The 24860-nt window shown below is 68.1% G+C and carries 26 protein-coding genes and 1 pseudogene; 8 read left to right on the top strand and 19 right to left on the bottom strand.

Annotated features, from left to right (window positions below; all coding sequences use genetic code 11):
* Positions 1-13: 13 nt before the first annotated feature.
* From BST11_RS09325 to mptB, 3 genes are read right to left on the bottom strand one after another with little or no spacing between them, the layout of a single operon-like run.
* A complete protein-coding gene (locus tag BST11_RS09325; RefSeq protein WP_083137632.1) occupies positions 14-790 on the bottom strand; it encodes an ABC transporter permease in 777 nt (258 codons plus the stop codon).
* Entirely contained in the window at positions 787-1728 is a 942-nt protein-coding gene (locus BST11_RS09320; protein ID WP_067323999.1) for an ABC transporter ATP-binding protein, read from the bottom strand. The genes BST11_RS09325 and BST11_RS09320 overlap by 4 nt, the downstream gene beginning before the upstream one ends.
* Positions 1725-3440 carry a polyprenol phosphomannose-dependent alpha 1,6 mannosyltransferase MptB gene (gene mptB, locus BST11_RS09315; RefSeq protein WP_083137631.1) on the bottom strand — a complete coding sequence of 572 codons (1716 nt, stop codon included), beginning with the start codon at positions 3438-3440 and terminating at the stop codon, positions 1725-1727. The genes BST11_RS09320 and mptB overlap by 4 nt, the downstream gene beginning before the upstream one ends.
* Positions 3441-3554: 114 nt before the next feature.
* On the opposite strand from mptB, the gene BST11_RS09310 reads away from it, so the two are divergent.
* The 7 genes and pseudogenes from BST11_RS09310 to BST11_RS09280 all read left to right on the top strand — a co-directional run bounded on the left by BST11_RS09310 (position 3555) and on the right by BST11_RS09280 (position 9852).
* Positions 3555-4376 (top strand): helix-turn-helix transcriptional regulator, encoded by an 822-nt coding sequence (locus BST11_RS09310; RefSeq protein WP_142276262.1) that lies wholly within the window; start codon positions 3555-3557, stop codon positions 4374-4376.
* Positions 4373-5827, top strand: coding sequence for a Fe-S cluster assembly protein SufB (gene sufB / locus BST11_RS09305; protein WP_083137630.1), 1455 nt, complete (start codon positions 4373-4375; stop codon positions 5825-5827). The genes BST11_RS09310 and sufB overlap by 4 nt, the downstream gene beginning before the upstream one ends.
* Positions 5824-6984 carry a Fe-S cluster assembly protein SufD gene (gene sufD / locus BST11_RS09300; protein ID WP_083137629.1) on the top strand — a complete coding sequence of 387 codons (1161 nt, stop codon included), beginning with the start codon at positions 5824-5826 and terminating at the stop codon, positions 6982-6984. Before sufB ends, sufD begins: the two co-directional genes overlap by 4 nt.
* The gene (gene sufC, locus BST11_RS09295; protein ID WP_067323989.1) at positions 6981-7772 is read left to right on the top strand and encodes a Fe-S cluster assembly ATPase SufC; all 792 of its coding nucleotides are present in this window, start codon (positions 6981-6983) and stop codon (positions 7770-7772) included. Before sufD ends, sufC begins: the two co-directional genes overlap by 4 nt.
* A 3-nt stretch (positions 7773-7775) precedes the next feature.
* Positions 7776-9023 carry a cysteine desulfurase gene (locus BST11_RS09290; RefSeq protein ID WP_083137628.1) on the top strand — a complete coding sequence of 416 codons (1248 nt, stop codon included), beginning with the start codon at positions 7776-7778 and terminating at the stop codon, positions 9021-9023.
* Positions 9020-9530, top strand: a pseudogene (gene sufU / locus BST11_RS09285) (Fe-S cluster assembly sulfur transfer protein SufU). The gene BST11_RS09290 and the pseudogene sufU overlap by 4 nt, the downstream one beginning before the upstream one ends.
* The gene (locus BST11_RS09280) at positions 9505-9852 is read left to right on the top strand and encodes a metal-sulfur cluster assembly factor (RefSeq protein WP_083137627.1); all 348 of its coding nucleotides are present in this window, start codon (positions 9505-9507) and stop codon (positions 9850-9852) included. Before sufU ends, BST11_RS09280 begins: the two are co-directional and overlap by 26 nt.
* Before the next feature lie 21 nt (positions 9853-9873).
* Here BST11_RS09280 and BST11_RS09275 read toward each other — a convergent pair whose 3' ends face one another.
* Positions 9874-10443, bottom strand: a complete 570-nt coding sequence (locus BST11_RS09275; protein ID WP_083137626.1) for a DUF421 domain-containing protein — start codon at positions 10441-10443, stop codon at positions 9874-9876.
* Between the two features lie 324 nt (positions 10444-10767).
* On the opposite strand from BST11_RS09275, the gene BST11_RS09270 reads away from it, so the two are divergent.
* Complete coding sequence (locus BST11_RS09270; RefSeq protein WP_244897588.1) at positions 10768-11244, top strand: hypothetical protein; 477 nt, start codon at positions 10768-10770, stop codon at positions 11242-11244.
* Between the two features lie 21 nt (positions 11245-11265).
* Here BST11_RS09270 and BST11_RS09265 read toward each other — a convergent pair whose 3' ends face one another.
* The 15 genes from BST11_RS09265 to BST11_RS09195 form a co-directional block, all read right to left on the bottom strand.
* On the bottom strand, positions 11266-12264 hold the full coding sequence (locus BST11_RS09265; protein ID WP_142276261.1) for an NAD(P)/FAD-dependent oxidoreductase: 999 nt from the start codon (positions 12262-12264) through the stop codon (positions 11266-11268).
* 4 nt (positions 12265-12268) lie between these two features.
* A complete protein-coding gene (gene ctaD / locus BST11_RS09260) occupies positions 12269-13972 on the bottom strand; it encodes an aa3-type cytochrome oxidase subunit I (RefSeq protein WP_083137623.1) in 1704 nt (567 codons plus the stop codon).
* A gap of 105 nt (positions 13973-14077) precedes the next feature.
* Positions 14078-14608, bottom strand: a complete 531-nt coding sequence (gene msrA, locus BST11_RS09255; RefSeq protein WP_083137622.1) for a peptide-methionine (S)-S-oxide reductase MsrA — start codon at positions 14606-14608, stop codon at positions 14078-14080.
* Complete coding sequence (gene msrB / locus BST11_RS09250; protein WP_083137621.1) at positions 14605-15099, bottom strand: peptide-methionine (R)-S-oxide reductase MsrB; 495 nt, start codon at positions 15097-15099, stop codon at positions 14605-14607. Before msrB ends, msrA begins: the two co-directional genes overlap by 4 nt.
* 27 nt (positions 15100-15126) lie before the next feature.
* Positions 15127-15897, bottom strand: coding sequence for an SDR family NAD(P)-dependent oxidoreductase (locus BST11_RS09245; protein ID WP_067323972.1), 771 nt, complete (start codon positions 15895-15897; stop codon positions 15127-15129).
* Between the two features lie 239 nt (positions 15898-16136).
* Positions 16137-17546, bottom strand: a complete 1410-nt coding sequence (gene lpdA / locus BST11_RS09240) for a dihydrolipoyl dehydrogenase (RefSeq protein ID WP_083137620.1) — start codon at positions 17544-17546, stop codon at positions 16137-16139.
* Between the two features lie 133 nt (positions 17547-17679).
* Entirely contained in the window at positions 17680-18195 is a 516-nt protein-coding gene (locus tag BST11_RS09235; protein WP_083137619.1) for a YkgB family protein, read from the bottom strand.
* A 147-nt stretch (positions 18196-18342) separates the two neighbouring features.
* Entirely contained in the window at positions 18343-18933 is a 591-nt protein-coding gene (locus BST11_RS09230) for a GNAT family N-acetyltransferase (RefSeq protein ID WP_083137618.1), read from the bottom strand.
* Entirely contained in the window at positions 18926-19627 is a 702-nt protein-coding gene (locus tag BST11_RS09225) for an RraA family protein (RefSeq protein ID WP_083137617.1), read from the bottom strand. Before BST11_RS09225 ends, BST11_RS09230 begins: the two co-directional genes overlap by 8 nt.
* Positions 19627-19902 carry a DUF6510 family protein gene (locus BST11_RS09220; RefSeq protein ID WP_068212362.1) on the bottom strand — a complete coding sequence of 92 codons (276 nt, stop codon included), beginning with the start codon at positions 19900-19902 and terminating at the stop codon, positions 19627-19629. Before BST11_RS09220 ends, BST11_RS09225 begins: the two co-directional genes overlap by 1 nt.
* A gap of 14 nt (positions 19903-19916) precedes the next feature.
* The gene (locus BST11_RS09215; RefSeq protein WP_083137616.1) at positions 19917-20657 is read right to left on the bottom strand and encodes a ferredoxin reductase; all 741 of its coding nucleotides are present in this window, start codon (positions 20655-20657) and stop codon (positions 19917-19919) included.
* Between the two features lie 8 nt (positions 20658-20665).
* On the bottom strand, positions 20666-21265 hold the full coding sequence (locus tag BST11_RS09210; protein ID WP_083137615.1) for a molybdopterin-dependent oxidoreductase: 600 nt from the start codon (positions 21263-21265) through the stop codon (positions 20666-20668).
* Entirely contained in the window at positions 21262-22386 is a 1125-nt protein-coding gene (gene tal / locus BST11_RS09205; protein WP_083137614.1) for a transaldolase, read from the bottom strand. Before tal ends, BST11_RS09210 begins: the two co-directional genes overlap by 4 nt.
* Positions 22387-22891: 505 nt before the next feature.
* On the bottom strand, positions 22892-24304 hold the full coding sequence (locus BST11_RS09200; protein ID WP_083137613.1) for an NAD(P)H-quinone dehydrogenase: 1413 nt from the start codon (positions 24302-24304) through the stop codon (positions 22892-22894).
* A 33-nt stretch (positions 24305-24337) separates the two neighbouring features.
* Positions 24338-24793 (bottom strand): DUF5709 domain-containing protein, encoded by a 456-nt coding sequence (locus BST11_RS09195; protein WP_083137612.1) that lies wholly within the window; start codon positions 24791-24793, stop codon positions 24338-24340.
* Between the last annotated feature and the right edge of the window lie 67 nt (positions 24794-24860).

The raw sequence follows: 24860 nt of genomic DNA, 5'->3' as shown, positions 1-24860 counted from the left end.
TCCCGCCGCGGCGTCAGGTGAAGCGGAACCAGCGGAGCGCGGCCAGCGCGGCCAGCGCGCCCCACACCGCCAGCACGACGACCCCGAACCAATCCACCGACAGGGTCATCGCCTGCGACAGCGCCTCGGTCAGCGCGCCCGACGGGGTGAGGCGGGCGGCCCACTTGACCGCCGTCGGGATCATCCGGGTCTCCAGCGTCAGCGCGCCGAGCCCGGCGAAGACGAACCACATCAGGTTGGCCACCGCCAGCACGATCTCGGCCCGCAGCGTCCCGCCGAGCAGCAGCCCCAGGGCCGCAAACCCCGCGGTGCCCAGCGCGATGACCGCCGCGCCCAGCGCCAGCGCGGCGGGGGCGGGCCGCCAGCCCAGCGCGAAACCGATGGCGCCCAACAGGATCGCCTGCAGGAACACGACCGTGACCACCGCCAGCGACTTGCCGGCGATGATGCCCCAGACCGGCAGCGGGGTCGCCCCGAGCCGCTTCAGCGCACCGTAGCGGCGATCGAAGGCGACCGCGATCGCCTGCCCGGTGAACGCGGTGGAGATGACCGCCAGGGCCATGATGACGGGCGTGAACGTGGCCGCGCGGTGCGGCCCGAACTCACCGAACGGCAGCAGGGTCAGCCCGATCAGCAGCGTGATCGGGATGAACATGGTCAGCAGCAGTTGCTCGCCGTTGCGCAGCAGCAGCCTGAGCTCCAGCCCGAACTGCGCCGCGAGCATCCGCGGCACCGGGCTGGGGCGCGGATCCGGGGCGAAAGTCCCCGCGGGAAAGGGTGATTCGCTCATGGCCGCAACTTCCTGCCGGTCAGGTCGAGGAAGACGTCCTCGAGGCTGCGTTGCTCGACGCGCAGGTCGGTGGCCAGCACGTCGATGCGCGCGCACCACGCCGTGACGGTCGCCAGCACCTGCGGGTCGACGGGGCCCTCGACGAGGTACTCGCCCGGCGTCACCTCGCTGGCCTTGTAGTCCTCGGGCAGGGCCGAGGTCAGCAGGGACAGGTCGAGCCGGGGCGGCGCGGTGAACCGCAGCTGGTCCTTGGCGCCCGAGCGCATCAGTTCCGCCGGCGTGCCCGACGCCACCGTCACGCCGTGGTCGATGATCACCAGCCGGTCGGCCAGCTCCTCGGCCTCCTTGAGTTGGTGGGTGGTCAGCACCACGGTCACGCCGTCGCGGCGCAGCGCGTCGATCAGCTCCCAGACCAGCAGCCGGGCGTGGGCGTCCATGCCTGCGGTGGGTTCGTCGAGGAACACCAGTTCGGGGCGGCCGACCAGCGCGCACGCCAGCGCGAGCCGTTGCTGCTGCCCGCCGGAGAGCCGCCGGTAGGTGGTGCGGGCGGCGTCGGTGAGGCCGAGGGTGTCCAGCAGCCACGCCGGGTCGAGCGGGTCGGCGGCGTAAGCGGCCACCAGGTCGAGCATCTCGCCCGCGCGCGCCGCGGGATAGCCGCCGCCGCCCTGCAGCATCACCCCGATGCGCGCCCGCAGGCGCGCGTTGTCGGCGATCGGGTCCAGGCCGAGCACCTCGATCGTGCCGGCGTCGGGCCGCACGAAGCCCTCGCACATCTCGACCGTCGTGGTCTTGCCGGCGCCGTTGGGTCCGAGCAGGGCCAGCACCTCGGCGGCGCGCACGTCCAGGTCGAGGTCGGAGACGGCTGTGGTGGACCCGTATCGCTTGGTCACCCCGCGCAGTCGGACGACCGCATCGGGGGCGTGGGGGGCCGAGCTCACGTGGAGTCAGCGTAGGCGTCGGGCGCGGTCTCGGAAGAAGGGGTGGCCGGTCGGCCCTGGCCGTCGGGCGGCGCGTCGGGCACCCGTGGCGGCCCGGGCTGGCGCTGCCCGTTGGGCAGCCTGCGCCACGGCAGGCGGGTGTAGGTCACCGCGATCAGGGCGAGCACGATGATGCTGCTGGCCAGCGTGGCGTCCACGATCTGGAACAGCGCGAAGCGGTCGCCGTTGGCCGTGGGGCCGAAGATCCCGACGATCAGGGTGATGAGGATCGCCGCCACCCGGAAGCCCGTGCGCGTCGCCCAGGCGGCCAGCGGGATGATGGCCCACAGCAAATACCAGGGCTGCACGACGGGAAACAGCAGCACGGTGATGCCCAGCGCGACGCCCAGGCCGCCGATCGGGTGCAGCCGGCCCCGGAAGACGGCCACCAGCAGCCACGCCACCATCACGGTGATGATCAGCACGCCGATGCCACGCGTGAGCCCCAGCACCGCGGTGGTGTGGTCGCCCAGCCCCAACAGGATCCCCACCTGGCCGGTGCCCAGCGCCAGCAGCGTCGGCGGCGACATCCAGCTGCGCACCACGTTGGCGGTGCCCAGCGTGTAGATCCAGCCGAATCCCAGCCCGCTGGCCCAGCCGACCAGCGCCATCACCGCGAGCGACAACGCCGCCATCCCGCCGCCGGCCAGCAGCAGCGCCCGCACGGTGCCGCCGCAGCGGTGGGCCAGCGCCACCGTGACGAACCCCAGTGCCAGCAGCGACGGCAGCTTGACCTGCGACGACAGCGTGATCAGGACGGCGCCCGCGACCAGCATGCCCACCGGCCCCCAGGCCGGGCCCGGCCGCCACGACGCCGGGAGCAGCCGCGGGGCCTTGCTATCTGAGATACCGCGCAGCGCGAACTCGGCGCCGGCCAGCATCAGCCCCAGCATCAGCGCCTCGTTGTGGACACCGGCGACCAGGTGCATGATCAGCAGCGGGTTGGCCGCCCCCAGCCACAGCGCGCTGACCTCGGCGACGCCGCAGCGGCGGGCCAGCCGCGGGGTGGCCCACACGATCAGGCCGACCCCGATCAGCACCACGATCCGGTGGCAGAGCACCGCGGCGACGATGTTTTCCCCGGTCAAGGCCGAGATCCCGCGCCCGATCCACAGGAACAGCGGGCCGTAGGGCGCCGGCGTCTCCCGCCACAGCGTGGGCACGGACAGGGTGAATACGTGCGACAGGCCCAGCCCCGACGCCGGACCCACCCGGTAGGGATCGAGGCCCTCCAGCGAGATTTGGCTCTGGGCCAGGTAGGAGTAGACGTCCTTGCTGTACATCGGCGGCGCGATGAGCAGCGGCAGCGTCCACAGCAGCAGGGTGCGGTCCAGGTCGCCCCGCGACATCCGCCGGCTGCCCAGCGCGAACCGGCCGAGCATCAGCCAGGCCAGGGCCATCATCACCGCGCCGGTGGTCGTCATCGTCAGCGATACGGTCTGGATCCGCGACGGCAGGTTGAGGAGCCGGACGCCGAACGTCGGGTCCTGCACGACGGGCCGCGCGCCCGCCCCCAGCGCCCCGATCGCCATCACCACGGTGCCGGTCGCCCCGAACAGCCGCGTGCGCTGCAGCGCGGTCAGCTCGGTATCGTTCAGCGGCGAACCCACCGCTTGCTCGTCGCCGTGCAGGCTGGCGATCGACGAGCTCAGCGTGTGCTGGCGGGCTGCCATCAGAGCAGCGTAGCCCTGACGACGCGGCGGGCCGCGTGGCGCGGCCCGGCAAGCAGGGCAATCGGGCGTGGCCGCCCGGCGGTGTGACCAGCGCAACGCCGATAGAGGGGACCCTTGCTAGACCGATGCCCGGAATTGCGTCACACTGGTGTTGTGAAAATCCGAACCAGCCTGGATGAGGCCGCCGGGGTCCCCGGCGCGGCCCCGCCTGTCTCGGATGGTCACACGCGGCGGGCCATCGTGCGCCTGCTGCTGGAATCCGGATCGATCACGGCCGTCGAGATAGGTGACCGCCTGGGCCTCGCGCCCGCCGGCGTGCGGCGCCACCTGGACGCGCTGATCGACGCGGGCGACGCCGAGTCGGCGCCGGCCGCGGCGTGGCAGCAGGTGGGCCGGGGCCGGCCGGCGAAGCGCTTTCGGCTGACCGCCGCGGGCCGGGCCAAGCTCGACCACGCCTACGACGACCTCGCCGCGGCGGCCATGCGCCAGCTCCGCGAAATCGGCGGCGAGGACGCCGTCCGCACGTTCGCCCGGCAGCGCATCGACACGATCCTGTCGGGCGTCGAGGCGGCCGACGGCCACGACGACGCCGCGGTCGAGGCGGCGGCCGAGCGGGTCGCCGGCGCGCTGACCGAGGCGGGCTACGTCGCCAGCACCACCCGGGTCGGCGGACCCATCCACGGGGTGCAGATCTGTCAGCACCACTGCCCGGTGGCGCACGTCGCCGAGGAGTTTCCCGAGTTGTGCGAAGCCGAGCAGCAGGCCATGGCCGAGGTGCTCGGAACCCACGTGCAGCGGTTGGCCACCATCGTCAACGGAAACTGCGCCTGCACCACCCACGTGCCACTCACCGTGCCCATCTCGAAGACGACCCCGACCCCGACGGCGCCCAGCCCGCGCCGCGACACCACGAGCATCAAAGGAGCGTCCGCATGACACTCACCCCCGAGGCCAAGACCGCTGAGACTCCGGTCGCGCCGCTGACCCAGGAAGAGGCGATCGCCTCCCTGGGCCGGTACGGCTACGGCTGGGCGGACTCCGACGTCGCGGGCGCCAGCGCGCAGCGCGGGCTGTCCGAGGCCGTGGTGCGCGACATCTCCGCGAAGAAGAACGAGCCCGAGTGGATGCTGCAGACGCGGCTGAAGGCGCTGCGGATCTTCGAGCGCAAGCCGATGCCGACGTGGGGCTCCAACCTCGGGGGCATCGACTTCGACAACATCAAGTACTTCGTGCGCTCCACCGAAAAGCAGGCCGCGAGTTGGGAAGACCTTCCCGAGGACATCCGCAACACCTACGACCGGCTGGGCATCCCGGAGGCGGAGAAGCAGCGGCTGGTCGCCGGCGTGGCCGCCCAATACGAGTCAGAGGTCGTTTACCACCAGATCCGGGAAGACCTTGAGGCGCAAGGGGTCGTCTTCCTCGACACCGACACGGCCCTGCGCGAGCACGAGGACATCTTCAAGCAGTACTTCGGCACCGTGATCCCGGCCGGGGACAACAAGTTTTCCGCGCTCAACACCGCGGTGTGGTCGGGCGGCAGCTTCATCTACGTCCCGCCGGGTGTCCACGTCGACATCCCGCTGCAGGCCTACTTCCGGATCAACACCGAGAACATGGGCCAGTTCGAGCGGACGCTGATCATCGTCGACGAGGGCGCGTACGTGCACTACATCGAGGGGTGCACGGCGCCCATCTACAAGTCGGACTCGCTGCACTCCGCGGTGGTGGAGATCATCGTGAAGCCCGGTGGCCGTTGCCGTTACACCACGATCCAGAACTGGTCGGGCAACGTCTACAACCTGGTCACCAAGCGGGCCCGCGCCGAGGCCGGCGCCACCATGGAGTGGGTCGACGGCAACATCGGCTCGAAGGTGACGATGAAGTACCCGGCGGTCTGGATGACCGGCGAGCACGCCAAGGGCGAGGTGCTGTCGGTGGCGTTCGCCGGCGAGGACCAGCACCAGGACACCGGCGCCAAGATGCTGCACCTGGCGCCGAACACGTCGAGCAACATCGTGTCCAAGTCGGTGGCCCGCGGTGGCGGCCGCACCTCGTACCGTGGCCTCGTCCAGGTCAACAAGGGCGCGCACGGGTCGCGGTCCAGTGTGAAATGCGATGCGCTGCTGGTCGATACGGTCAGCCGCAGCGACACCTATCCGTACGTCGACATCCGCGAGGACGACGTCACGATGGGCCACGAGGCCACCGTGTCGAAGGTCAGCGAGAACCAGCTGTTCTACCTGATGAGCCGCGGGCTGACCGAGGACGAGGCGATGGCGATGGTGGTGCGCGGCTTCGTCGAGCCGATCGCCAAAGAGCTCCCCATGGAGTACGCCCTGGAGCTCAACCGGCTGATCGAGCTGCAGATGGAGGGCGCGGTCGGATGACGGCCGTTCTCAACAAGGGAGAGCTGTTCTCTTCCTTCGACGTCGACGCGTTCGAGGTTCCCCACGGCCGCGACGAGATCTGGCGATTCACCCCCCTGCGCCGGTTGCGCGGCCTGCACGACGGCTCCGCGGCCACCACCGGCAAGGCGCAAATCGATGTCGCCGAGCACCCCGGGGTACGGACCGAGACGGTGCGCCGCGGCGACGAACGGCTGGGGGAGGGTGGCGCCCCGACCGATCGGGTTGCCGCTCAAGCGTTTTCGTCGTTCAACTCCGCCACCGTGGTCACCGTCGGCCGGGACAGCCGGATCGCCGAGCCGATCAACATCACCGTGACCGGGCCCGGCGAGGGCGCGGTGGCCTACGGGCACCTGCAGATCCGCGTCGAGGAGCTCGGCGAGGCGGTGGTGGTGATCGACCAGCGCGGCAGCGGAACCTACGCCGACAACGTCGAATTCATCGTCGCCGACGCCGCCCGGCTGACGGTCGTGTGGATCGCCGACTGGGCCGACGACATGGTGCACGTGTCCGCGCACCACGCCAGGCTGGGCAAGGACGCGGTGCTGCGGCACGTCACCGTCACGCTGGGCGGCGAGGTCGTGCGGCTGGCGGCCAACGTGCGCTACTGCGCCCCCGGTGGTGACGCCGAGCTGCTGGGCCTGTACTTCGCCGACGACGGCCAGCACCTCGAGTCACGGCTGCTGGTGGACCACGCTCAGCCCGACTGCAAGTCGAACGTGCTGTACAAGGGCGCGCTGCAAGGGGATCCGGACTCATCGCTGCCCGACGCGCACACCGTGTGGGTCGGTGACGTGCTGATCCGCGCCGAGGCCACCGGCACCGACACCTTCGAGGTGAACCGCAACCTGGTGCTCACCGACGGGGCGCGCGCCGACTCGGTGCCCAACCTGGAGATCGAGACCGGCGAGATCGTCGGCGCCGGGCACGCCAGCGCCACCGGGCGTTTCGACGACGAGCAACTGTTCTACCTGCGCTCCCGCGGCATCCCCGAAGAGCAGGCCCGCAGGCTGGTGATCCGCGGCTTCTTCGGCGAGATCATCTCCAAGATCGCGGTGCCCGAGGTGCGCGAACGCCTCACCGCGGCCATCGAACACGAACTGGAAATCACGGAAAAGACGGAAACAAAAGCCTCATGACGACTTTGGAAATCAAGGACCTGCACGTCAGCGTCGGCGGTTCTGATGGACCCAACGCAGCCGACGGGGAGCGCGAGATCCCCATCCTCAACGGTGTCGACCTGACCGTGAAATCCGGTGAGACACACGCGCTGATGGGCCCCAACGGCTCCGGCAAGTCCACCCTGGCCTATGCGGTCGCCGGGCATCCGAAGTACCGGGTGACCTCGGGGTCGATCACCCTGGACGGCGAGGACGTGCTGGCGATGAGCATCGACGAGCGCGCTCGCGCCGGACTGTTTCTGGCCATGCAGTACCCGGTCGAGGTGCCCGGCGTCTCCGTGTCGAACTTCCTGCGATCGGCCGCCACCGCCGTGCGCGGCGAGGCGCCGAAGCTGCGCCACTGGGTCAAGGAGTTCAAGACGGCGATGACGTCGCTCGAGATCGACCCCGCGTTTGCCGAGCGCAACGTCAACGAGGGCTTCTCCGGCGGCGAGAAGAAGCGCCACGAAATCCTGCAGCTGGAGCTGCTCAAGCCCAAGATCGCCATCCTGGACGAGACCGACTCCGGGCTGGACGTCGACGCGCTGCGCGTGGTCAGCGAGGGCGTCAATCGGTACGCCGAAACCGAACGCGGCGGGATCCTGCTGATCACCCACTACACCCGCATCCTGCGCTACATCCACCCGGAATACGTGCACGTGTTCGTGGGCGGCCGCATCGCCGAATCCGGCGGCTACGAGTTGGCCGACGAGCTCGAGCAGAACGGCTACGTGCGCTTCACCCAATCGGCGGCCGCGGGGGCGTAAGGCATGACGGCGTCACGACTGGACCTCGCCGCGATCCGCGCCGATTTCCCCATTCTCAAGCGGGTGATGCGCGGCGGAAACCAGTTGGCATACCTGGACTCCGGCGCGACGTCGCAGCGCCCGCTGCAGGTGCTCGACGCCGAGCGCGACTTTCTGGTCACGTCCAACGGCGGGGTGCACCGCGGTGCGCACCAGCTGATGGAGGAGGCCACCGACGCTTACGAGCAGGGCCGGGCCGACATCGCGGCGTTCGTCGGTGCCGACAGCGACGAGCTGGTGTTCACCAAGAACGCCACCGAGGCCCTCAACCTCGTGTCCTACGCGCTGGGCGACAACCGTTTCGACCGCGCCGTCGGACCCGGCGACGCGATCGTCGTCACCGAGCTCGAGCACCACGCCAACCTGGTCCCGTGGCAGGAGCTCGCCCGGCGCACCGGCGCCACGCTGCGCTGGTACGGGGTCACCGAATCCGGCCGCATCGACCTCGACTCGCTCGAACTCGACGAACGGGTCAAAGTCGTTGCGTTCAGCCATCATTCGAACGTCACCGGCGCACACGCCCCGGTGGAGGAACTGGTCACCCGGGCGAAGGACGTCGGCGCGCTGACCGTGCTGGACGCCTGCCAGTCGGTGCCGCACCGGCCGGTCGACTTCCACGGCCTCGACGTCGACTTCGCCGCGTTCTCCGGACACAAGATGCTGGGTCCCAACGGGATCGGCGTGCTGTACGGGCGCGGCGAGCTGCTGTCGGCCATGCCCCCGTTCCTCACCGGCGGGTCGATGATCGAGACGGTGACCATGGCGGCCACCACCTACGCGGCGCCGCCGCAGCGCTTCGAGGCCGGCACCCCGATGACCTCCCAGGTGGTCGGTTTGGCCGCGGCCGCGCGTTATCTCGGCGCCATCGGGATGGACGCCGTCGAGGCCCACGAACGCGAACTGGTCGCCGCCACCATCGAGGGACTGTCCGGCATCCGCGGCGTGCGCATCATCGGGCCGGCGTCGACGGAAAATCGCGGCTCGCCGGTGTCGTTCGTCGTCGACGGCGTGCACGCGCACGACGTCGGGCAGGTGCTCGACGACGAGGCCGTCGCGGTCCGGGTCGGGCACCACTGCGCGTTGCCGCTGCACCGCCGGTTTCATCTGGCCGCCACGGCGCGCGCGTCGTTCGCCGTGTACAACACCGGCGACGAGGTCGAGCGGCTGGTGACCGGCGTGCGCCGCGCCCTGGATTTCTTTGGGAGAGACTGACGTTGCGCCTCGAGCAGATCTACCAGGACGTGATCCTCGATCACTACAAGCACCCGCAGCACCGGGGGCTGCGGGAGCCGTACGGCGCCGAGGTCTTTCACGTCAACCCGGTCTGCGGTGACGAGGTCACCCTGCGGGTGGCGCTGTCCGAGGACGGCGAAACGGTCACCGACGTCTCCTACGACGGGCAGGGCTGCTCGATCAGCCAGGCCTCGACGTCGGTGCTGACCCAGCAGGTGATCGGCCGCAGCCTCGGCGAGGCGCTCAAGACCATCACCGCGTTCACCGAGATGGTGTCCTCGCGCGGCACTGTCGAGGGCGACGAGGACGTCCTGGGCGACGGCATCGCGTTCGCCGGGGTCGCCAAGTATCCGGCGCGGGTGAAGTGCGCGTTGCTGGGGTGGATGGCCTGCAAGGACGCGCTGGCCCGGGCGGCCCAGGCTCCAGCGGAAAACGACGCAGCTTTCGAGGAGGGTTACCGATGAGCGAAACCACCGCGCGGAATGAGGAATTCCTCGCCGACGTCGAGGAGGCGATGCGCGACGTCGTCGACCCCGAACTGGGCATCAACGTCGTGGATCTGGGGCTGGTCTACGGGCTCGACGTCGAAGAGGGCGACGAGGGAACCGTCGCGCTGATCGACATGACGTTGACCTCCCCGGCCTGTCCGCTGACCGACGTCATCGAGGACCAGTCACGCAGCGCGCTGGTCGGCGCCGGGCTGGTGGACGAGCTGCGGATCAACTGGGTGTGGAACCCGCCGTGGGGGCCGGACAAGATCACCGAGGACGGCCGCGAGCAGCTGCGCGCTTTGGGCTTCACCGTCTGACCCCGCCCGAATCGCGGGCCGTCACGCGGTTTCGCGCCGCCGCGGCGGTCCGTGTCCCAAACCGGATCGTGACGATCCCGCTTCGTTGTCTTTGCGGTTGTCGTTGCGGTTGTCGTCGCGCAGAACCGAGATAGCGCCTTTCGCTTCGAAGATCGCGAGGTTGACGCCGTCGGCGTTGGGGTGCCCGTGCAGGCGCAAGACGGCCTCCAGGTCGGAGGTGGTCAATCCGCAGTGACGCAGGTTCCGCCGGTCTACTTGCCCGTCGCGGATCAGCACCTTCAGGGGCGGATCGATGAACCGTCGAATCCCGGGAACCAAGCGCAGCCTTGCCAACACCGCATGGGCGACGAGGAGGCAGCTCAGCGCCACGGTGGCGCTGAGCCACGATGTGTCACTGGCGGTGGCGGCCCTACCGACGATGGCTCCCGCCGCGACGGCGGCTATCCAGTCGAACGGCGCGAACTCGGCGAGCGTGCGTCGCTCCGTGAACCGAAATAGGACCGCGGCCGTGAGGAACAGGGTCGAGGTCTTGATGGCGGCGCCGACGACGCCGTGCGGGTCACCGATCAGGGCATGCAATATCAGGTCCACGCGCGCTCCATTTCACCGTTTCGCCCCACAGCGGAATCCCGATCGGATCTTTCGCGAACTCCAAGCACATCGCTGATCCCTTCCCCGGAACGTTCGCTTCGGTGGCACCAAATGAGTGGCGGAGCGCGGGTTCTCGATAGTCATCGTGGCCCGAACCTGCGCGAGCTGTCATCACCCTCCGTCACCATTCACCCGGGTGAATGACCGGCTGGGGTGATGACGGTTCACCCCATCGCGCGTCAGGCTCGGTGATGAGCAGACCAGCGAGGGTCTCGTCAGCGGCCCGACCGCGGCCGGTTGTGAGAAATGACGGGAGAACACGACGTGAGCACCGAGTTCGAGGCCGAGGAGGTCGCGATGGCAAATTCCCCACACCCGTTTCGATGCAACGAACGTCACCGGGCCCCGGTCAATGGTCCAATTGCAGGCCGAAGCGGAAGCCCACTGATGCGTAACCCGATTCCCGTTCCCCGTGGCATCGAACATCTCGACTTCTTCCCTCAATGTCGCCTCGCCTTCCTGGACAACGGGTTTCGGTGCACCCAGCCGGCGGCGGCGTATGTGGAATACCACATGGTCGGCTACTGCAAGCGCTTTGACTGCGACGCGGACGGCAATGCATGCGGCTATGTGTGCGCCGCGCATCTCGACGCGCTGGATTACACCGCCGAGTGCACCGTGCGAGAGTTACAGCCGCCAACCCGTGCGCGGTGGCGGTCCCGCCGCATCGTTCGATGCCCGAGCTGCGACCGGTCGATCCGGTCCGCCTCCGACATTCTGCAAGTCGTGGTGATGCTCTGATCGGCACGGATCCTGTCGCCGTCAATCGGCCACGGAACACTTTGTGGCATAGCCGGTTGCGGCCAACCAGCGTTCGGCGTCGAGGGCGGCCGCGCAGCCGCTGGCGGCGGCGGTGATGGCCTGCCGGTAGCGCCGGTCGACCAGGTCGCCCGCGGCGAAGACGCCGTCGACCGAGGTGTGGCTGGTGGCGTCCGGGGTTAGGACATACCCCCGAGCGTCGAGATCGAGCAGCCCCACAAGCAGCTCGGAACGGGGGCCATGCCCGACGGCCACGATCACCGCCGAAACCGGTAGGTCGCACTCGGCGCCGGTGATGCGCTGTCTGAGCCGCAATCCGGTGACCCGGCGCTCGCCCCGGATGGCGACGACCTCGGTGTTGGTCAGCACGCTGATCTTTTCGTGCGTGCGAACACGGGCGGTCGTGATTGGTGACGAGCGAAACGTGTTGCGGTGATGAACGATGGTGACGCTGCGCGCGATCCCGACTGAGAAAAGCGCCTCTTCCATGGCGGCGTCCCCCCCGCCAACCACGGCGACGTCCTTGTCGCGCAACAAGAGCCCGTCACCCTTGGCTGTGAAACCAATGCCTCGGCCCTGCAACCTCATCTCACCCGGGACACCAAGCCACCGTGGGGCCGAACCCATGGCGAGGATCACGGCGCGGGAATGCAAGGTGTTCGCGGCCGTGCCCACGGTCTTGACGGCACCGGCGAGCCGGAAGGTATCGACGTCACCGAAGTGCAGACGGGCACCGAACCGCTCGGCCTGGGCACGCAGGTGTCGCACCAGACCGGGTCCGCTGGTGCCCTCGGCGAAGCCGGGATAGTTGTCGACGAGCGTGGTGGTCATCAGCGCCCCGCCGCGCGAAGTCCCCTCGATCAGCACGGTGTCGAGCTGTGCGCGCGCCGCATAGATCGCCGCGGTGTACCCCGCCGGACCCGATCCGACGATGACGACGTCATGGACCTTGCCGGGTCGGGACCGATCGCTGAAGACGCCGGCCGGCAACGACTCCGGCATCGGCTCACGGCGCATTCCTGGTGTACTGCACATGCGCCTCAGCGCGCAAGCGGCCGATCATGTGCGGGTAGTGCAGTTCGAAGGCGGGTCGTTCGGAGCGGATGCGGGGGAGTTCGGTGAAGTTGTGTCGCGGGGGCGGGCTGGCGGTGGCCCATTCCAGCGAGTTGCCGTGTCCCCATGGGTCGTCGACGGCGGCCGGTTCGCCGTAGCGCCAGCTTCTGAACACGTTCCACACGAACGGCAGCATCGATAACCCGAGGATGAACGCCCCGACGGTGGACACAACGTTGAGCGGTTGGAAGCCGTCCGTGGGCAGGTAATCGGCGTACCTCCGGGGCATGCCCATGTTGCCCAGCCAGTGCTGCACCAAAAACGTGGTGTGAAAACCGATCAGCGTCAACCAGAAATGCAGCTTGCCCAACCGCTCGTCGAGCAGCCGGCCGGTCATCTTCGGAAACCAGAAGTACACCCCGGCGTAGGTGGCAAACACGATCGTGCCGAACAGCACGTAGTGGAAGTGCGCGACGACGAAATAGGTGTCGGTGACGTGAAAGTCGATCGGTGGGCTGGCCAGCAGCACACCGGACAAGCCGCCCAGCAGAAACGTGACCAAGAAGCCCATCGCGAACAGCATCGGCGTTTCAAAGGTCAGCTGGCCTTTCCACATGGTGCCGACCCAGTTGACGAACTTGATCCCGGTGGGCACCGCGATCAAGAACGTCGTGAACGAAAAGAACGGCAGGAGAACGGCACCGGTGGCATAGAGATGATGGGCCCACACCGCCATCGACAGCGCCGCGATGCTGATGGTGGCGTACACCATCGTGGAGTACCCGAACAGCGGCTTACGGGAAAACACGGGGATGACCTCGGAGATGATGCCGAAAAACGGCAGCGCGATGATGTAGACCTCGGGGTGGCCGAAGAACCAGAACAGGTGTTGCCAGAGCAGGACTCCGCCGTTCGCCGGGTCGAACGCGTGGGCGCCGAGGTGGCGGTCGGCGGCCAGCCCGAACAGCGCGGCCGTCAGAAGCGGGAAGGCCACCAGCACCATGACGCTGGTGACCAGGATGTTCCAGGTGAAGATCGACATCCGAAACATGGTCATACCCGGCGCGCGCAGGCAGACCACCGTGGTGATCATGTTGACCCCGCCCAAGATGGTGCCCAAGCCCCCGACGATCAGGCCCACGATCCACAGATCACCTCCGGCGCCCGGGGAATGGATCGCGTTGGAGAGGGGGGTGTAGGCGGTCCAGCCGAAGTCCGCGGCGCCACCGGGGGTGATGAATCCCGCCAGGGCGATCAGCGCGCCGAACACGAAGAGCCAGAACGACAACGCGTTGAGCCGCGGAAACGCTACGTCGGGGGCGCCGATCTGCAAAGGCAGCACCAGGTTGGCGAACCCGAACACGATCGGGGTGGCGTAAAACAGCAGCATCACCGTGCCGTGCATGGTGAACAGTTGGTTGTACTGCTCGTTGGAAAAAAACTGCAGCCCCGGGACCGCCAGCTCGGCGCGGATGAAGAGCGCCAGCAGTCCACCCACGAAAAAGAAGGTGAAGCAGGCGACGATGTACATGATCCCGATCAGCTTGTGGTCGGTCGTCGTGATCAGGCGGTAGAGCAGGGCGCCCCTGGGCCCGACGCGCGCCGGGAACGCCCGGTGCGCCCGAAGCCCTTCCAGCGGGGGTGCGTAGGCGGACATCAGCTCGGTCTCCTAACGGTGCTCAGCGCGCTGCCGCGATGCCGCGCGGACAAGACCTGCCAATCGCGGCATCGCGGGTGTTCAGCAATCGCGGGTTGCGCGCGTCTACGCCGAGGCGGCACCGCGAAAGCCGCTGCGGTGGGGCAACTTCCAGTCCGGCCGGACGTAATGGCACGTATAGCCGGATGGGTAGCGCTCCAGGTAGTCCTGGTGCTCGGGCTCGGCTTCCCAGAACTCGCCGGCCGGACTCACCTCGGTGACCACCTTGCCCGGCCACAGGCCCGACCCGTCGACGTCGGCCACGGTGTCGAGCGCGATCTGCTTCTGCTCGTCGTCCAGATAAAAGATCGCCGAGCGGTAGCTGGTTCCGATGTCGTTGCCCTGGCGGTTCTCGGTGGTCGGGTCGTGGATCTGGAAGAAAAACTCCAGGAGCGTCCGATAATCGGTCTCGTCCGGGTCGTAGGTGATCTCGATCGCCTCGGCGTGGCCGGGATGGTTGCGATACGTGGGGTGCGTGTTGTGGCCCCCCGTGTAGCCGACCCGGGTGGACACCACCCCGGGCTGCTTGCGAAACAGGTCCTGCATGCCCCAGAAGCATCCACCCGCCAGGACCGCCGTCTTGTCCCGGTGCGTCATGAGCGCTGCTCACTCACGATTTCCCCGTCGCGCCCGGCCGGATCCGCGTTCGCGAACAGGCTCAGGTACTGCCCGTAGCCTTCGGCTTCCAGGTTGTCGCGGTGAATGAAGCGCAGCGACGCCGAGTTGATGCAGTAGCGCAGGCCGCCGGCCTCGCGAGGGCCGTCGGGGAACACGTGGCCCAGGTGGCTGTCGCCGTGAGCGGAGCGCACCTCGGTGCGCTCCATGAAGTGGCTGCGGTCGTGCTTCTCGACGACGTTGTTCGCGTCGATGGGCCTGGTGAAGCTGGGCCAGCCGGTGCCGCTGTCGAACTTGTCGGCCGACGCGAACAGCGGCTCCCCGGAGACGACGTCGACGTAGATGCCCGGTTGCTTGTTGGCCCAGTACTCCCCGGAGAACGGACGCTCGGTGCCGTTCTCCTGGGTGACGTGGTACTGCTCCGGGCTCAACGCGTCGACCGCGGCCGGATTCTTGTTGTATTCGTGTGACACGGATTCTCTCCTTAGTTGGGTGTCGAGTCAGTTGCGGCCGGCCATGATGCCGCCGTCGACGTTGAGGATTGCGCCGGTGACCCAGCTGGCTTGGTCGGAGAGCAGATAGGTGATGGCGTTGGCGACGTCGGCGGGGGTGCCGATCCTTCCCAATGGGTGCAGCGGCGCGAATGTCGCCAGGGTGGCGTCGATCTCGCCCTTGGGGATGAAGCCTTCGTACAGCGGGGTCTTGACAACCGCCGGTGCCACCGCGTTGACACGAATGTTGTGCTCGGCCAGCTCGATCGCGAGGTTGTGGGTGAGCGCGTGCAGCCCGGCTTTTTGCATCGAATAGGCGGACGACGGGGTCGCACCGATGGCTTGATGTGCCCATATGGCGCCGATGTTGACGATGGATCCGCCCGCGCCGTTGGCGACCATGCCCGCGACGACGGTCTGGGTAAGGAAGAACAGGGCGTAGTTCAGCTCCAGGTACGAGTCGTAGGTCAGCGCATCGAGCTCGAGAAACGGCTTCGGGATGAAATATCCGGCCGCGTTGACCAGCAGGGTCGCGTCGTCGTGCTGCTCGGAAAGCACACGCTGCACATCGCCGACCGCGGCGCGGTCCGTCAGCTCGGCGGCGATGCCCCAGGCCTGGCCACGCCGGCTGGTCAGCTCGGCGACCGTGTCGTCGACCCGGTCCTTGGAGCGTCCGATGATCACCGCGCTGCCGCCGTGATCGACGACGTCGAGCGCGACCTGCCGGCCCATGCCGGCGCTACCGCCCACCACGATGACTTTCTTGTCGTCAAAATGCATTTCGGGTCCCTTCCTGATCTCCCTGACGGCTCCACTTGGGCCGCTGCTCTTCTGGACCGCTCGGCACTACACGCAATGCCGAGCGGTTTCGACCCGCCAGCGGAATGACAATCGCGTTCGGATCTCCTCGCATCGAGCCTGCGGCCGGTCGGGGTGAGCTGTCATCACCCCGAGCGCCGGTTCACCCGGGTGATCGCCAGGCCCGGGTATCGGCGGCGGTGCGACCCCGCCCGTCCCACCTACAGATTGATGGCCTTGCCGGTCAGGGCGTGAAAGCACTCCTGTAACCCTTCGCCGAGCGTGGGATGCGTGTGGACGTTTCGGGCCAGCTCCGTGGCGGTGAGATCCCACAGCTGCGCCAGCGTCAACTCGGGCAGGAGCTCGCTGACCTCGCTGCCCACCAAATGCGCTCCCAGCAGCTCGCCGTGCGCATCGTCGGCAAGTATTTTGATGAAACCGCCGCGTTCACCCAGTCCGTGGGCCTTGGCGCTGGCCTGCATGGGAAAAGTGGCGACCCGCAAGCGGTGACCGGCCGCGCGCGCCCGCTCTTCGGTGTAGCCGAAGCTGGCGATTTGCGGCTGGCAGAACGTCACCCGCGGCATCATCCGGTAGTCCAACGGCATCGTCGCGACGCCGGCGATGCTCTCGGCGGCGACCAATCCTTGTGCCGAAGCGACGTGGGCCAGTTGAACTTTGGCGGTGACGTCACCGACGGCATAGACATGCGGCGCGGAAGTGCGCATGTGGTCGTCGATGTCGATTGCGCCACCGGCGGTGAGACGCACGCCGGCGGTGTCGAGACCGATTCCTTCGACGTTGGGGCGAAACCCGATGCAGATGAAGGCCCGCGCGGCCCGCGTGGTGGCGGATGTTCCGTCGGCGCCGGTGTGGTTGACGACGACGTGCTCGCCGTGGTCGATGACTTTGTCCACCCTGGTGGATGTGCGAATCGCGATCCCGCGGCGCCGGTAGTGCCGCTGAAGTTCTCGTGAAACGTCGGCGTCCTCGTTCGGAAGGACGCGGTCGGCGAATTCCAGCATCTCGACGCGTACGCCGTAACTGTGCAGGATGTAGGCGAATTCCATGCCGATGCCGCCGGCGCCGATGATCACGATGGACTCGGGCAGTTCGGCGCTGAGAATCTGCTGTTCATAGGTGACGACGTTGTCGCTGAGGGCAACCCCCGGCAGCAGCGGCACGCGCGATCCGGTCGCAATCACGGCGTGGTCGAAGCTCACCAATCTGGTGCCGCCCTCACGCAGGGCGATCTGCAGGCTGTGCGGACCGATGAAACGGCCGCGGCCGTCGATCTCGGCGATGTTGTTCTTGCGCATCAGAAAATGCACACCGCGGACCCGGGCGTCGGCGACTTCCCGGCTGCGCGACACGGCACGGGCGTAGTCGAGGCCAACGTCGCCGGAGATGCCGAATGTGTCGGCCTGGTGGGTGATGATGGAGGCAATCTCCGCGTTGCGCAGCAGCGCCTTTGAGGGAACACAGCCCGTGTTGAGGCACACCCCGCCCCAGTAGCGTTCCTCGACTACCCCGACGGTCATGCCCAGGTGGGCGGCGCGTATCGCCGCCACATACCCCCCGGATCCCGCGCCGAGGACGATGAGGTCGTAGTGGTCGCCGGCCGGCTTTGTCATCTTGGCTCCTGTGTTGTTGCGCAGCGTGAGGCCTCGTCGAGCAGCGCGCGCGCCGTCGGATCGAACTCCTCCGCGCAATTGGCCGGCGACCGTGAGATCCGTGTGCCAGACGCGATTTCATGAGTGGTTATGGTCAGCGTGGTTTGGGGGAGCCCGTTCGTTCGCGGGTCGCGTCGACAGCATCGGCCAGCAACCACAGCGCCAGGCCGATGAGCGCGATGTCCTTCATCAAGAACTCCCCGTCGGCGGACAAGATGGGAAAGCCACCCGCGGACGCCTCGCCGACCCCGGGGGTTGTGACCATGAAGCTCAGCGTGGTCACGAAGAACAGCGAGGCGATGATGCCGCCCACCACGGAAGCCTTCGGGAACCATGGCTTGGCGGCCAGCAGCGCCGCGGTGATCAATTCTATCGATCCGTTCAATCGACCAAAGGCATCGATGGACATGATGTTGTAGAACCAACTCAGGAACGGGCTATTGGCGACCCAATGTGAAATGCCGTGGGATTCGTAGTAAGTGAATTTCATGGCCCCGAACCAGGCCAGAACGATGACCAGACCGTACCGTGCGATGAGAGGCGCAATGCCCGTCGTTCGGGACTTTACTGGTTCATCAAGGGTCATGGTGGTGGCCTCGTTGTGTGACATGCGCTCTCCGTTCTGTGTGTTGCGCCTACCGCATCACGGTGATCCAGGCTGCCTCGGTCGCGGTTTACCTCGGCGACCACTATCGCCGCGCGACGGGTGAGTTGTCCTCATCCCCCAGTGCAATTCACCCGGGTGAGAGGGTCGAGTTCATTGCGCACAGGCCGGCTCCGGCAGATCCAAGTCGGCCTTGGTCAACCGGTAGACCTGAAGCGTGAGGTTGTAGTACTTGTCGGTCTCGCCCACCCATTCCATCCCGACCCGCCGGGCGGTAGCCACACCACGGCGGTTTTCCGGCCGCACGACCGCGAAGACCTCACTGACGCCGGGGTTTTCGAATGCCTGGTGGGCAACCGCGTGACCGGCTTCCGCGCCGTATCCGTGGCCCCAGGCGTTCGGAGACAGCTGCCACCCGATTTCCAGATCCGTGCCGCCCGGCGGCAGCGGAAGCAGGGCCACGCCCCCGATCAGCTCTTCGGAGCTTTTGTCGGTGATCGCCCATCGGCCCAGCGGGAGGCCGGTCGGGTCGCTTTCGGCGGTCCACGCCTCGAGAACGCGTCGCATTTCGGTCCGATCGGCGATGGGGGGCAGGGCCGGACACAGCCACCGCGCTACTTCGGGTGCACCGTATATCGCGTAGGCGGCGAGCTCGTCATCGGGCCGCCACGGCCGCAACACCAGCCGGGGTGTCGTGATGCGCCGCGCGCCCGCATCCCATTCGACGTGGCGATGATCAACCATCGTGGCCCCTTGCGTTGTCGTGGGCGTACCGGGTGCGGTGCCCAAAAGCCATGGGCGACCGCGCCGGTCCGTCGGTTTCACCGGTGATGGTGGCGATGGCCCGCTCGTCCTCCGCGACGACCTGGTTGGCGGCTTGCAGCACGGCGCGCACGTCACCGGCGGGAATGACCGCCGCGCCCGAGACGTCGGCGAAGACGTAGTCGCCGGGACGGACCGCCACCCCGGCGATCACCACCGGATGGTTCGCCTCGTAGGGCGTGACGACGTCACCGCCCCACCGCGTTGTTTCGCCGCGGCAATAGATGGCGAGGTCGTAACGCTCGAGCTCGGCGAAGTCGCGCAGCCGTCCGTCCGCGAGAACGCCGGCGAGCCGATGGTTTTCGGCACGCGACAGCTTTGTTCCGCCGCCCAGGGACTCATCGGTGAAGCCGTTGCTGGCCAGGACCAGCACACGCCCGTCGGCGCCGCCTTCGATGGCGTCGTAGAACAACCTCTTGAAGTTGTAGCGGTCGGGCGGGAGGGCGGAGCGGCAGGCCGGGAAAAAGGAGATGGTCACGGCGGGGCCGAAGAGGCGGCGACCCGGGGTCGGGCTCACCAGATCGAGGAGATGGCAACGATGGCGGTGCCGTCGCCCCATGGCGTCCACGATGTCGGCGGTGCGCACGCGGCCGGCGAGGGCGTCGAGGGATTGCATCAGCGGGCCGGGATCGCAACACGCCAGGACTGGGCGCCGCGGAAATCGAGCCACACCTCGGTGGGCGTTCGCACCAGCCGGGCCAGGACCTCCTCGCAGGCCGGGCAGCGCACGACGATGCCCGGGCCGCGGTGATAGACGTGACTCTCGGCGAAGGCCATGGTGCGACAACATTTCCCGCAGGTGAGCGCCGCGGTGGTGGCGTCGAATCCCAGGACTTCGGCGAAGGGGCCCGCGGCCGCGTTGCCGTCGACGTGCGTGGGTTCGGTCATCATTCCTCGCTTCTGGATCAGTTGCTCGGCCCGAACCGCTCGGTCCGGATGGCTGACGGCCGGTACCCGTGCGCGATCAGCTTCGCGGTCGCCGATTCGACAAATCCCGTCGGGCCGCAAACGTAGACACATACGCCACGATCGGGGATCGACCCGGTCGGTGCGAGGTCGGCGTAGCCGACCCGGCCGGGCGGCCGGGCGGTTTCGGGTGCGGCCGCGCGGCTATACAGCAAGGCGACGCTCAGCCAATCACATTCGCGCTCGAGGCGGCCCAGTTCGTCGGCGTAGTAGACGTCGGCCGGACTGCGCACCGAGTAGACCAGCCGAAAATCGGCGCCGCCCGCGACCACTCGCTGTCGCAGCATCGCCATCAACGGCACGATTCCCGATCCGCCGCCCACGAGCAGCACCTGAGCCTCCTCGTCCGGGCGCCAGACGAACCAGCCACCGATGGGTCCGCGAAGTTCGATCTCGTCGCCGGCCGCAAGTCCGATGAGATAGGGCGAGACCTCTCCATCGGCGACCCGCTGAACGGTGAGCTCGATGCGCTCACCGTCGGCCGGTCGGCTCAGTGAGTAGCTACGCTGCGCGCTGTAACCGTCCTCGGCGGTCAGCTTGAGATCGACGTGCTGGCCCGCCAGGTGGCCGCCCCAGCCGGGCACGATCAGCCCGATCGTCTGAGCGGACTCGGTCTCGGGGTGGGAGTTCACCACCTGCGCGACCCGCCACTGGAGCTTCGGTTTCACGTCGGCGTCCACGGTTGTCGTCAATCCCCGGCGTAGCGCTGTTCTCGCCACGGGTCGCCGTAGCTGTGGTAGCCCAGCCCTTCCCAGAAACCCGATACGTCGCTGCCGCGCAGCTCAATGGATTTCACCCACTTCGCGGACTTCCAGAAGTACAGGTGCGGCACCAGCAGCCGCGCCGGGCCGCCGTGCACCGCCCGCAGCGGTTCGCCCTCGTAGGCGTAGACGATCCATGCCTTGCCGTGGAGGAGATCGCGCAGCGGGAGATTGGTGGTATAGCCCCCATAGGAGCCGACGAGCGCGAATTCGGCGTCGGTGTCGGTCGTTTCGAAAAGGGTCCGCAGAGAAACGCCTTCCCACCTGGTACCGAGCTTGGACCACGAAGTGACGCAGTGGATGTCGACGGTGACCCGTTCGCTGGGCAATGACTTCAGCTGGGCCCACGTCCAACGGTGTTCGGCGCCGCGCGCGTCACGGATGGTGAACCGCCAGTCGTCGAGATCGATGCGCGGAGTCGGCCCTGCCTGCAGGACAGGGAAGTCCGCGGTCAGATGCTGACCGGGCGGCAGCTCGCGGGTCGATTCGGTGCGGCGTCCGCGAAACCCCTTCTGGACGATGCTCACTGGTGCTCCTCGCGCGGTTGTGGGGGGCCGGGGTAGGAGGCGAGCAGTTGCCGCCAGGATGCTGCAAAGTTGGCGACGCCGTTGTTCTCCAGCACCCTGACAACGTCGTCGAGGTCCACGCCGACCGCGCCGATGTCGTCGAGCACCGCGCGAGCCTCGGCGGCTGTCCCGCTGATGGAGTCGCCCCTGATCACGCCGTGATCGGCGAGGGCCTCCAAGGTCTTTTCCGGGATCGTGCTGACGGTGCGGGCTGCGACCAGCTCGGTGATGTACATCGTGTCGGGATAGGCGGGGTTTTTCACGCCGGTGGAGGCCCACAGCGGGCGCTGCACCTGCGCTCCGTCGTAGCTGAGCGTGGCGTAGCGCTGTCCGGCCTGGAACACCTCCTGGTATGCGGCATAGGCGAGCCTGGCGGTGGCGATTCCGGCACGTCCGCGCAGGGCCATGGCGGCCGCGGTGCCGATTGCCTCCAGCCGCTGGTCGATCTCGGTGTCGATGCGGGAGACGAACACCGATGCCACGGAATGGATTTGGGTGAGGTCTTTGCCCGCGCGTCGCGCGGCTTCCAGTCCGGCCAGGTAGGCGTTCATCACCGCACGATGGCGCTCGACCGAGAAGATGAGGGTCACATTGACTGAGATGCCTTCGGCCACCGTGCCGGTGATCGCCGACATACCGGCCGACGTCGCGGGAATTTTGATGAACAGATTTGGCCGATCGACGATCTTCCACAGCTCGACGGCTTGACCGACCGTCTGCTCGACGTCGTCGGCCACCCGCGGGTCGACCTCGATCGATACCCGTCCGTCGAAACCGGCGGAGGCTTCCCACTGCGGGCGCAGGACGTCGCACGCCTGCCGGACGTCGTCGGTGATGACGGTGCGGATGGCCGATTCGGCGTCGGCGCCGCGTTCGGCCAGTTCCATGATCTGCCGCTCGTAGGCTTGGCCGTGTGAGATCGCCCGCTGGAAGATCGAGGGGTTGGTGGTGACACCGACGACGCCTCTGGTGTCGATCAGCCGCTGTAGGTTGCCGGATACCAAACGCTCCCGGGACAGGTCGTCCAGCCAGACCGACACGCCGGCCGCGGACAGCGCGGTCAGGGCGGGGTTTTGCGTCACGGGGCCGCGGCCTCCTGCCGGTGTCGGTGGCAACGCGCGGTTCGGGCGGTAACGACCAGCGCGGCGAACGCGAAGACCGGCCAGCACGCGCCGGCCAGCATTCGCCGATCCCGTGTCGTCAAGCAATAGGGGCGTGCGGTGCGGCGCTCACGCATGGCGGCGCGCCTCAACCATCGTGCGCGACGCGGCGCTGGCAATGCAGATCGCGGCGGTACCTTGTGCGTCGTGGTGCGTCACACGTCCTCCGTTATCGGGCCTTCGTAGAGCGCTGTTTCGCGAGCGCGCGTGCCCGCGCGTCGATGCGGAACTCATGCCCGCCAGGTCGATGTCCCGATGTCCAGGCTGTGGATCGGCGGCTGCCGGGCGGTGTTCTCAGCGTGCCCCGGACCCGGTTCGGCTGTCATCACCCCCCACCACCATTCACCCGGGTGAAAGTGCTCCGCCCGGCGGCGCTGCTCCGGTGTGATCGCCCGCTGGACCGCGGCACACCGAGGACTCGGTGGCGTCAGTCCAGATCGTCGTGGGCTATCAGTCGCCGGGCCGCCTCGGTGATCGAGCCCGACAGCGACGGGTAGATGGCGAGCGTCTGCGCCAGCTCGGTGACCGTGATGCGGTTTTGCACGGCCACCGCGATCGGCAGGATCAGCTCGGAGGCGATCGGGGCGACCACCACGCCGCCGATCACCACGCCGCTCGCCTGTTGGCAGAACAGCTTGACGAAGCCGTGACGCAGCTCCGACATCTTGGCGCGCGCATTGGTCTCGAGTGGCAGCGTGACGATCCGGGCCGGCACCGAGCCGTCGTCGATCGCCGCCTGCGGCACGCCGACCGCGGCGATCTCCGGCCGGGTGAACACCGTCGCCGGGACGGTACGCAACCGGATCGGGCTGACGGCCTGACCCAAGGCGTGATACATGGCGATGCGGCCCTGCATGGCGGCGACCGAGGCCAATTGCAACAGGCCGGTGCAGTCCCCGGCGGCGTAGATCCCGGGCACCGACGTCCGTGACACCCGGTCCACGGTCAGGTAGTTGCCGCGGCCCAGCTCGATGCCGACGCGCTCGAGACCCAGGCCGGCGGTGTTCGGGGTCGATCCGATCGTCATCAGCGCGTGACTGCCCTCCACGGTACGGCCGTCGGTCGTCGTCACCACGACTCCGCGGTCGCTGCGGGTAACCGATTGCGCGCGTGCGTTTTTCACCAGCCTGACCCCGCGCTCGGCAAGCGACTTCTCCAGCACCGCGGCGGCGTCGGCGTCCTCGTACGGCAGCACCCGGTCGCGGCTGGCCACCACCGTCACCGTGACACCGAGTTCGGTGTAGGCGCTGACGAATTCGGCGCCGGTGACACCCGAGCCGACGACGATCAGGTGGTCGGGCAGCGCGGCCAGGTCGTAAAGCTGGCGCCAGGTCAGGATGCGCTCGCCGTCGGGCCGCGCCGACGGCAGGATCCGCGGGTTGGCGCCGGTCGCGATCAGAACGACGTCGGCGTCTCGCAGCGTCGTGGCGCCATCGGGCGCGGTCACCTTGACACAGTGGCGCGCCAATCCGGGAGTCGGGTCGATCAATTCACCGCGGCCGGCGATCAGCTCGACACCCATGCCGAGCAGGTCGGCGGTGATGTCGGCGGACTGGGCGGCGGCCAGGGTCTTGACCCGCTGGTGGATTTCCGGCAACGAGATCGCGGCGTCGCCGACCTCGATGTCCAGCCCCAGCGGCGCCCTGCGCAGTTCGGTGCGCAGCCCGGTGGAGGCGATGAATGTTTTCGAGGGCACGCAGTCGCACAGCACGGCCGCACCCCCGATCCCGTCGGAGTCCACGACGGTAACCTGGGCTACCTCGGGACCGCGGGCGGCGGCCACCAGCGCCGCTTCGTAACCGGCCGGGCCCGCGCCGAGGATCACAACGCGGGTCACCACGGCTCGAACCTCATCGGCCGTCCGGCCGGCGGGTCATCGAAGACCCCACCCCCCACCGGCGCCGGTGTCCTCGTCGCCGATGATATGGATGGCGGCTTCCTCGGCCGAGGCGGCGCCGCCGTCGATGCCGACGTCGTAGGCGAGGTAGTCGGTACCCGGATCGGTCGGGTCGACGTCGAAGGCGACGAGCCGGCCCGCGCGCATGCCGCCGACCTGATCGTCGATGGGCTCGCCGTCGCTGTCGGTGCTATCGCCGATCCCGTCGCCATCCCACCGGTCGGTCACGTCGGGCAGTTCGCGGGCCAGTCGGCGCGCCAGACTTTCATGCGTGCGCGCTTCCCTCGCGGTAAGACCCCACGCCCGCAACTCCTGCGGACTTTCCGGGGGCGAGTAGCCCTCGTCGAGGTCGATGCCGGTCTGTTCGGAGTCCACGCTTTCTTCCGGCTCGAGCAAATGGGCCCCGACATCGTCGAATTCAGATATCCCCATAGCGGCGTCTCCAATCCGTATCTGCGAGGTCACGCGCGCGCGGCGCAGGCGCGCGCCCGCTCGGTGG

Source organism: Mycobacterium alsense (genome assembly GCF_002086635.1).
GTDB classification, from domain to species: domain Bacteria; phylum Actinomycetota; class Actinomycetes; order Mycobacteriales; family Mycobacteriaceae; genus Mycobacterium; species Mycobacterium alsense.
The sequence above is the reverse complement of the archived record's forward strand: the minus strand, read 5'-3'. Positions and strand labels throughout refer to the sequence as shown.

Excerpts from the sequence above, each read along its gene's own strand:
- BST11_RS09325 (WP_083137632.1), bottom strand. The coding sequence starts at position 790 with ATGAGCGAATCACCCTTTCCCGCGGGGACTTTCGCCCCGGATCCGCGC.
- mptB (WP_083137631.1), bottom strand. The coding sequence starts at position 3,440 with ATGGCAGCCCGCCAGCACACGCTGAGCTCGTCGATCGCCAGCCTGCAC.
- sufB (WP_083137630.1), top strand. The coding sequence starts at position 4,373 with ATGACACTCACCCCCGAGGCCAAGACCGCTGAGACTCCGGTCGCGCCG.
- sufD (WP_083137629.1), top strand. The coding sequence starts at position 5,824 with ATGACGGCCGTTCTCAACAAGGGAGAGCTGTTCTCTTCCTTCGACGTC.
- sufC (WP_067323989.1), top strand. The coding sequence starts at position 6,981 with ATGACGACTTTGGAAATCAAGGACCTGCACGTCAGCGTCGGCGGTTCT.
- BST11_RS09290 (WP_083137628.1), top strand. The coding sequence starts at position 7,776 with ATGACGGCGTCACGACTGGACCTCGCCGCGATCCGCGCCGATTTCCCC.
- BST11_RS09280 (WP_083137627.1), top strand. The coding sequence starts at position 9,505 with ATGAGCGAAACCACCGCGCGGAATGAGGAATTCCTCGCCGACGTCGAG.
- BST11_RS09265 (WP_142276261.1), bottom strand. The coding sequence starts at position 12,264 with ATGCCGGAGTCGTTGCCGGCCGGCGTCTTCAGCGATCGGTCCCGACCC.
- ctaD (WP_083137623.1), bottom strand. The coding sequence starts at position 13,972 with ATGTCCGCCTACGCACCCCCGCTGGAAGGGCTTCGGGCGCACCGGGCG.
- msrA (WP_083137622.1), bottom strand. The coding sequence starts at position 14,608 with ATGACGCACCGGGACAAGACGGCGGTCCTGGCGGGTGGATGCTTCTGG.
- BST11_RS09245 (WP_067323972.1), bottom strand. The coding sequence starts at position 15,897 with ATGCATTTTGACGACAAGAAAGTCATCGTGGTGGGCGGTAGCGCCGGC.
- lpdA (WP_083137620.1), bottom strand. The coding sequence starts at position 17,546 with ATGACAAAGCCGGCCGGCGACCACTACGACCTCATCGTCCTCGGCGCG.
- BST11_RS09235 (WP_083137619.1), bottom strand. The coding sequence starts at position 18,195 with ATGTCACACAACGAGGCCACCACCATGACCCTTGATGAACCAGTAAAG.
- BST11_RS09230 (WP_083137618.1), bottom strand. The coding sequence starts at position 18,933 with ATGGTTGATCATCGCCACGTCGAATGGGATGCGGGCGCGCGGCGCATC.
- BST11_RS09225 (WP_083137617.1), bottom strand. The coding sequence starts at position 19,627 with ATGCAATCCCTCGACGCCCTCGCCGGCCGCGTGCGCACCGCCGACATC.
- BST11_RS09220 (WP_068212362.1), bottom strand. The coding sequence starts at position 19,902 with ATGATGACCGAACCCACGCACGTCGACGGCAACGCGGCCGCGGGCCCC.
- BST11_RS09195 (WP_083137612.1), bottom strand. The coding sequence starts at position 24,793 with ATGGGGATATCTGAATTCGACGATGTCGGGGCCCATTTGCTCGAGCCG.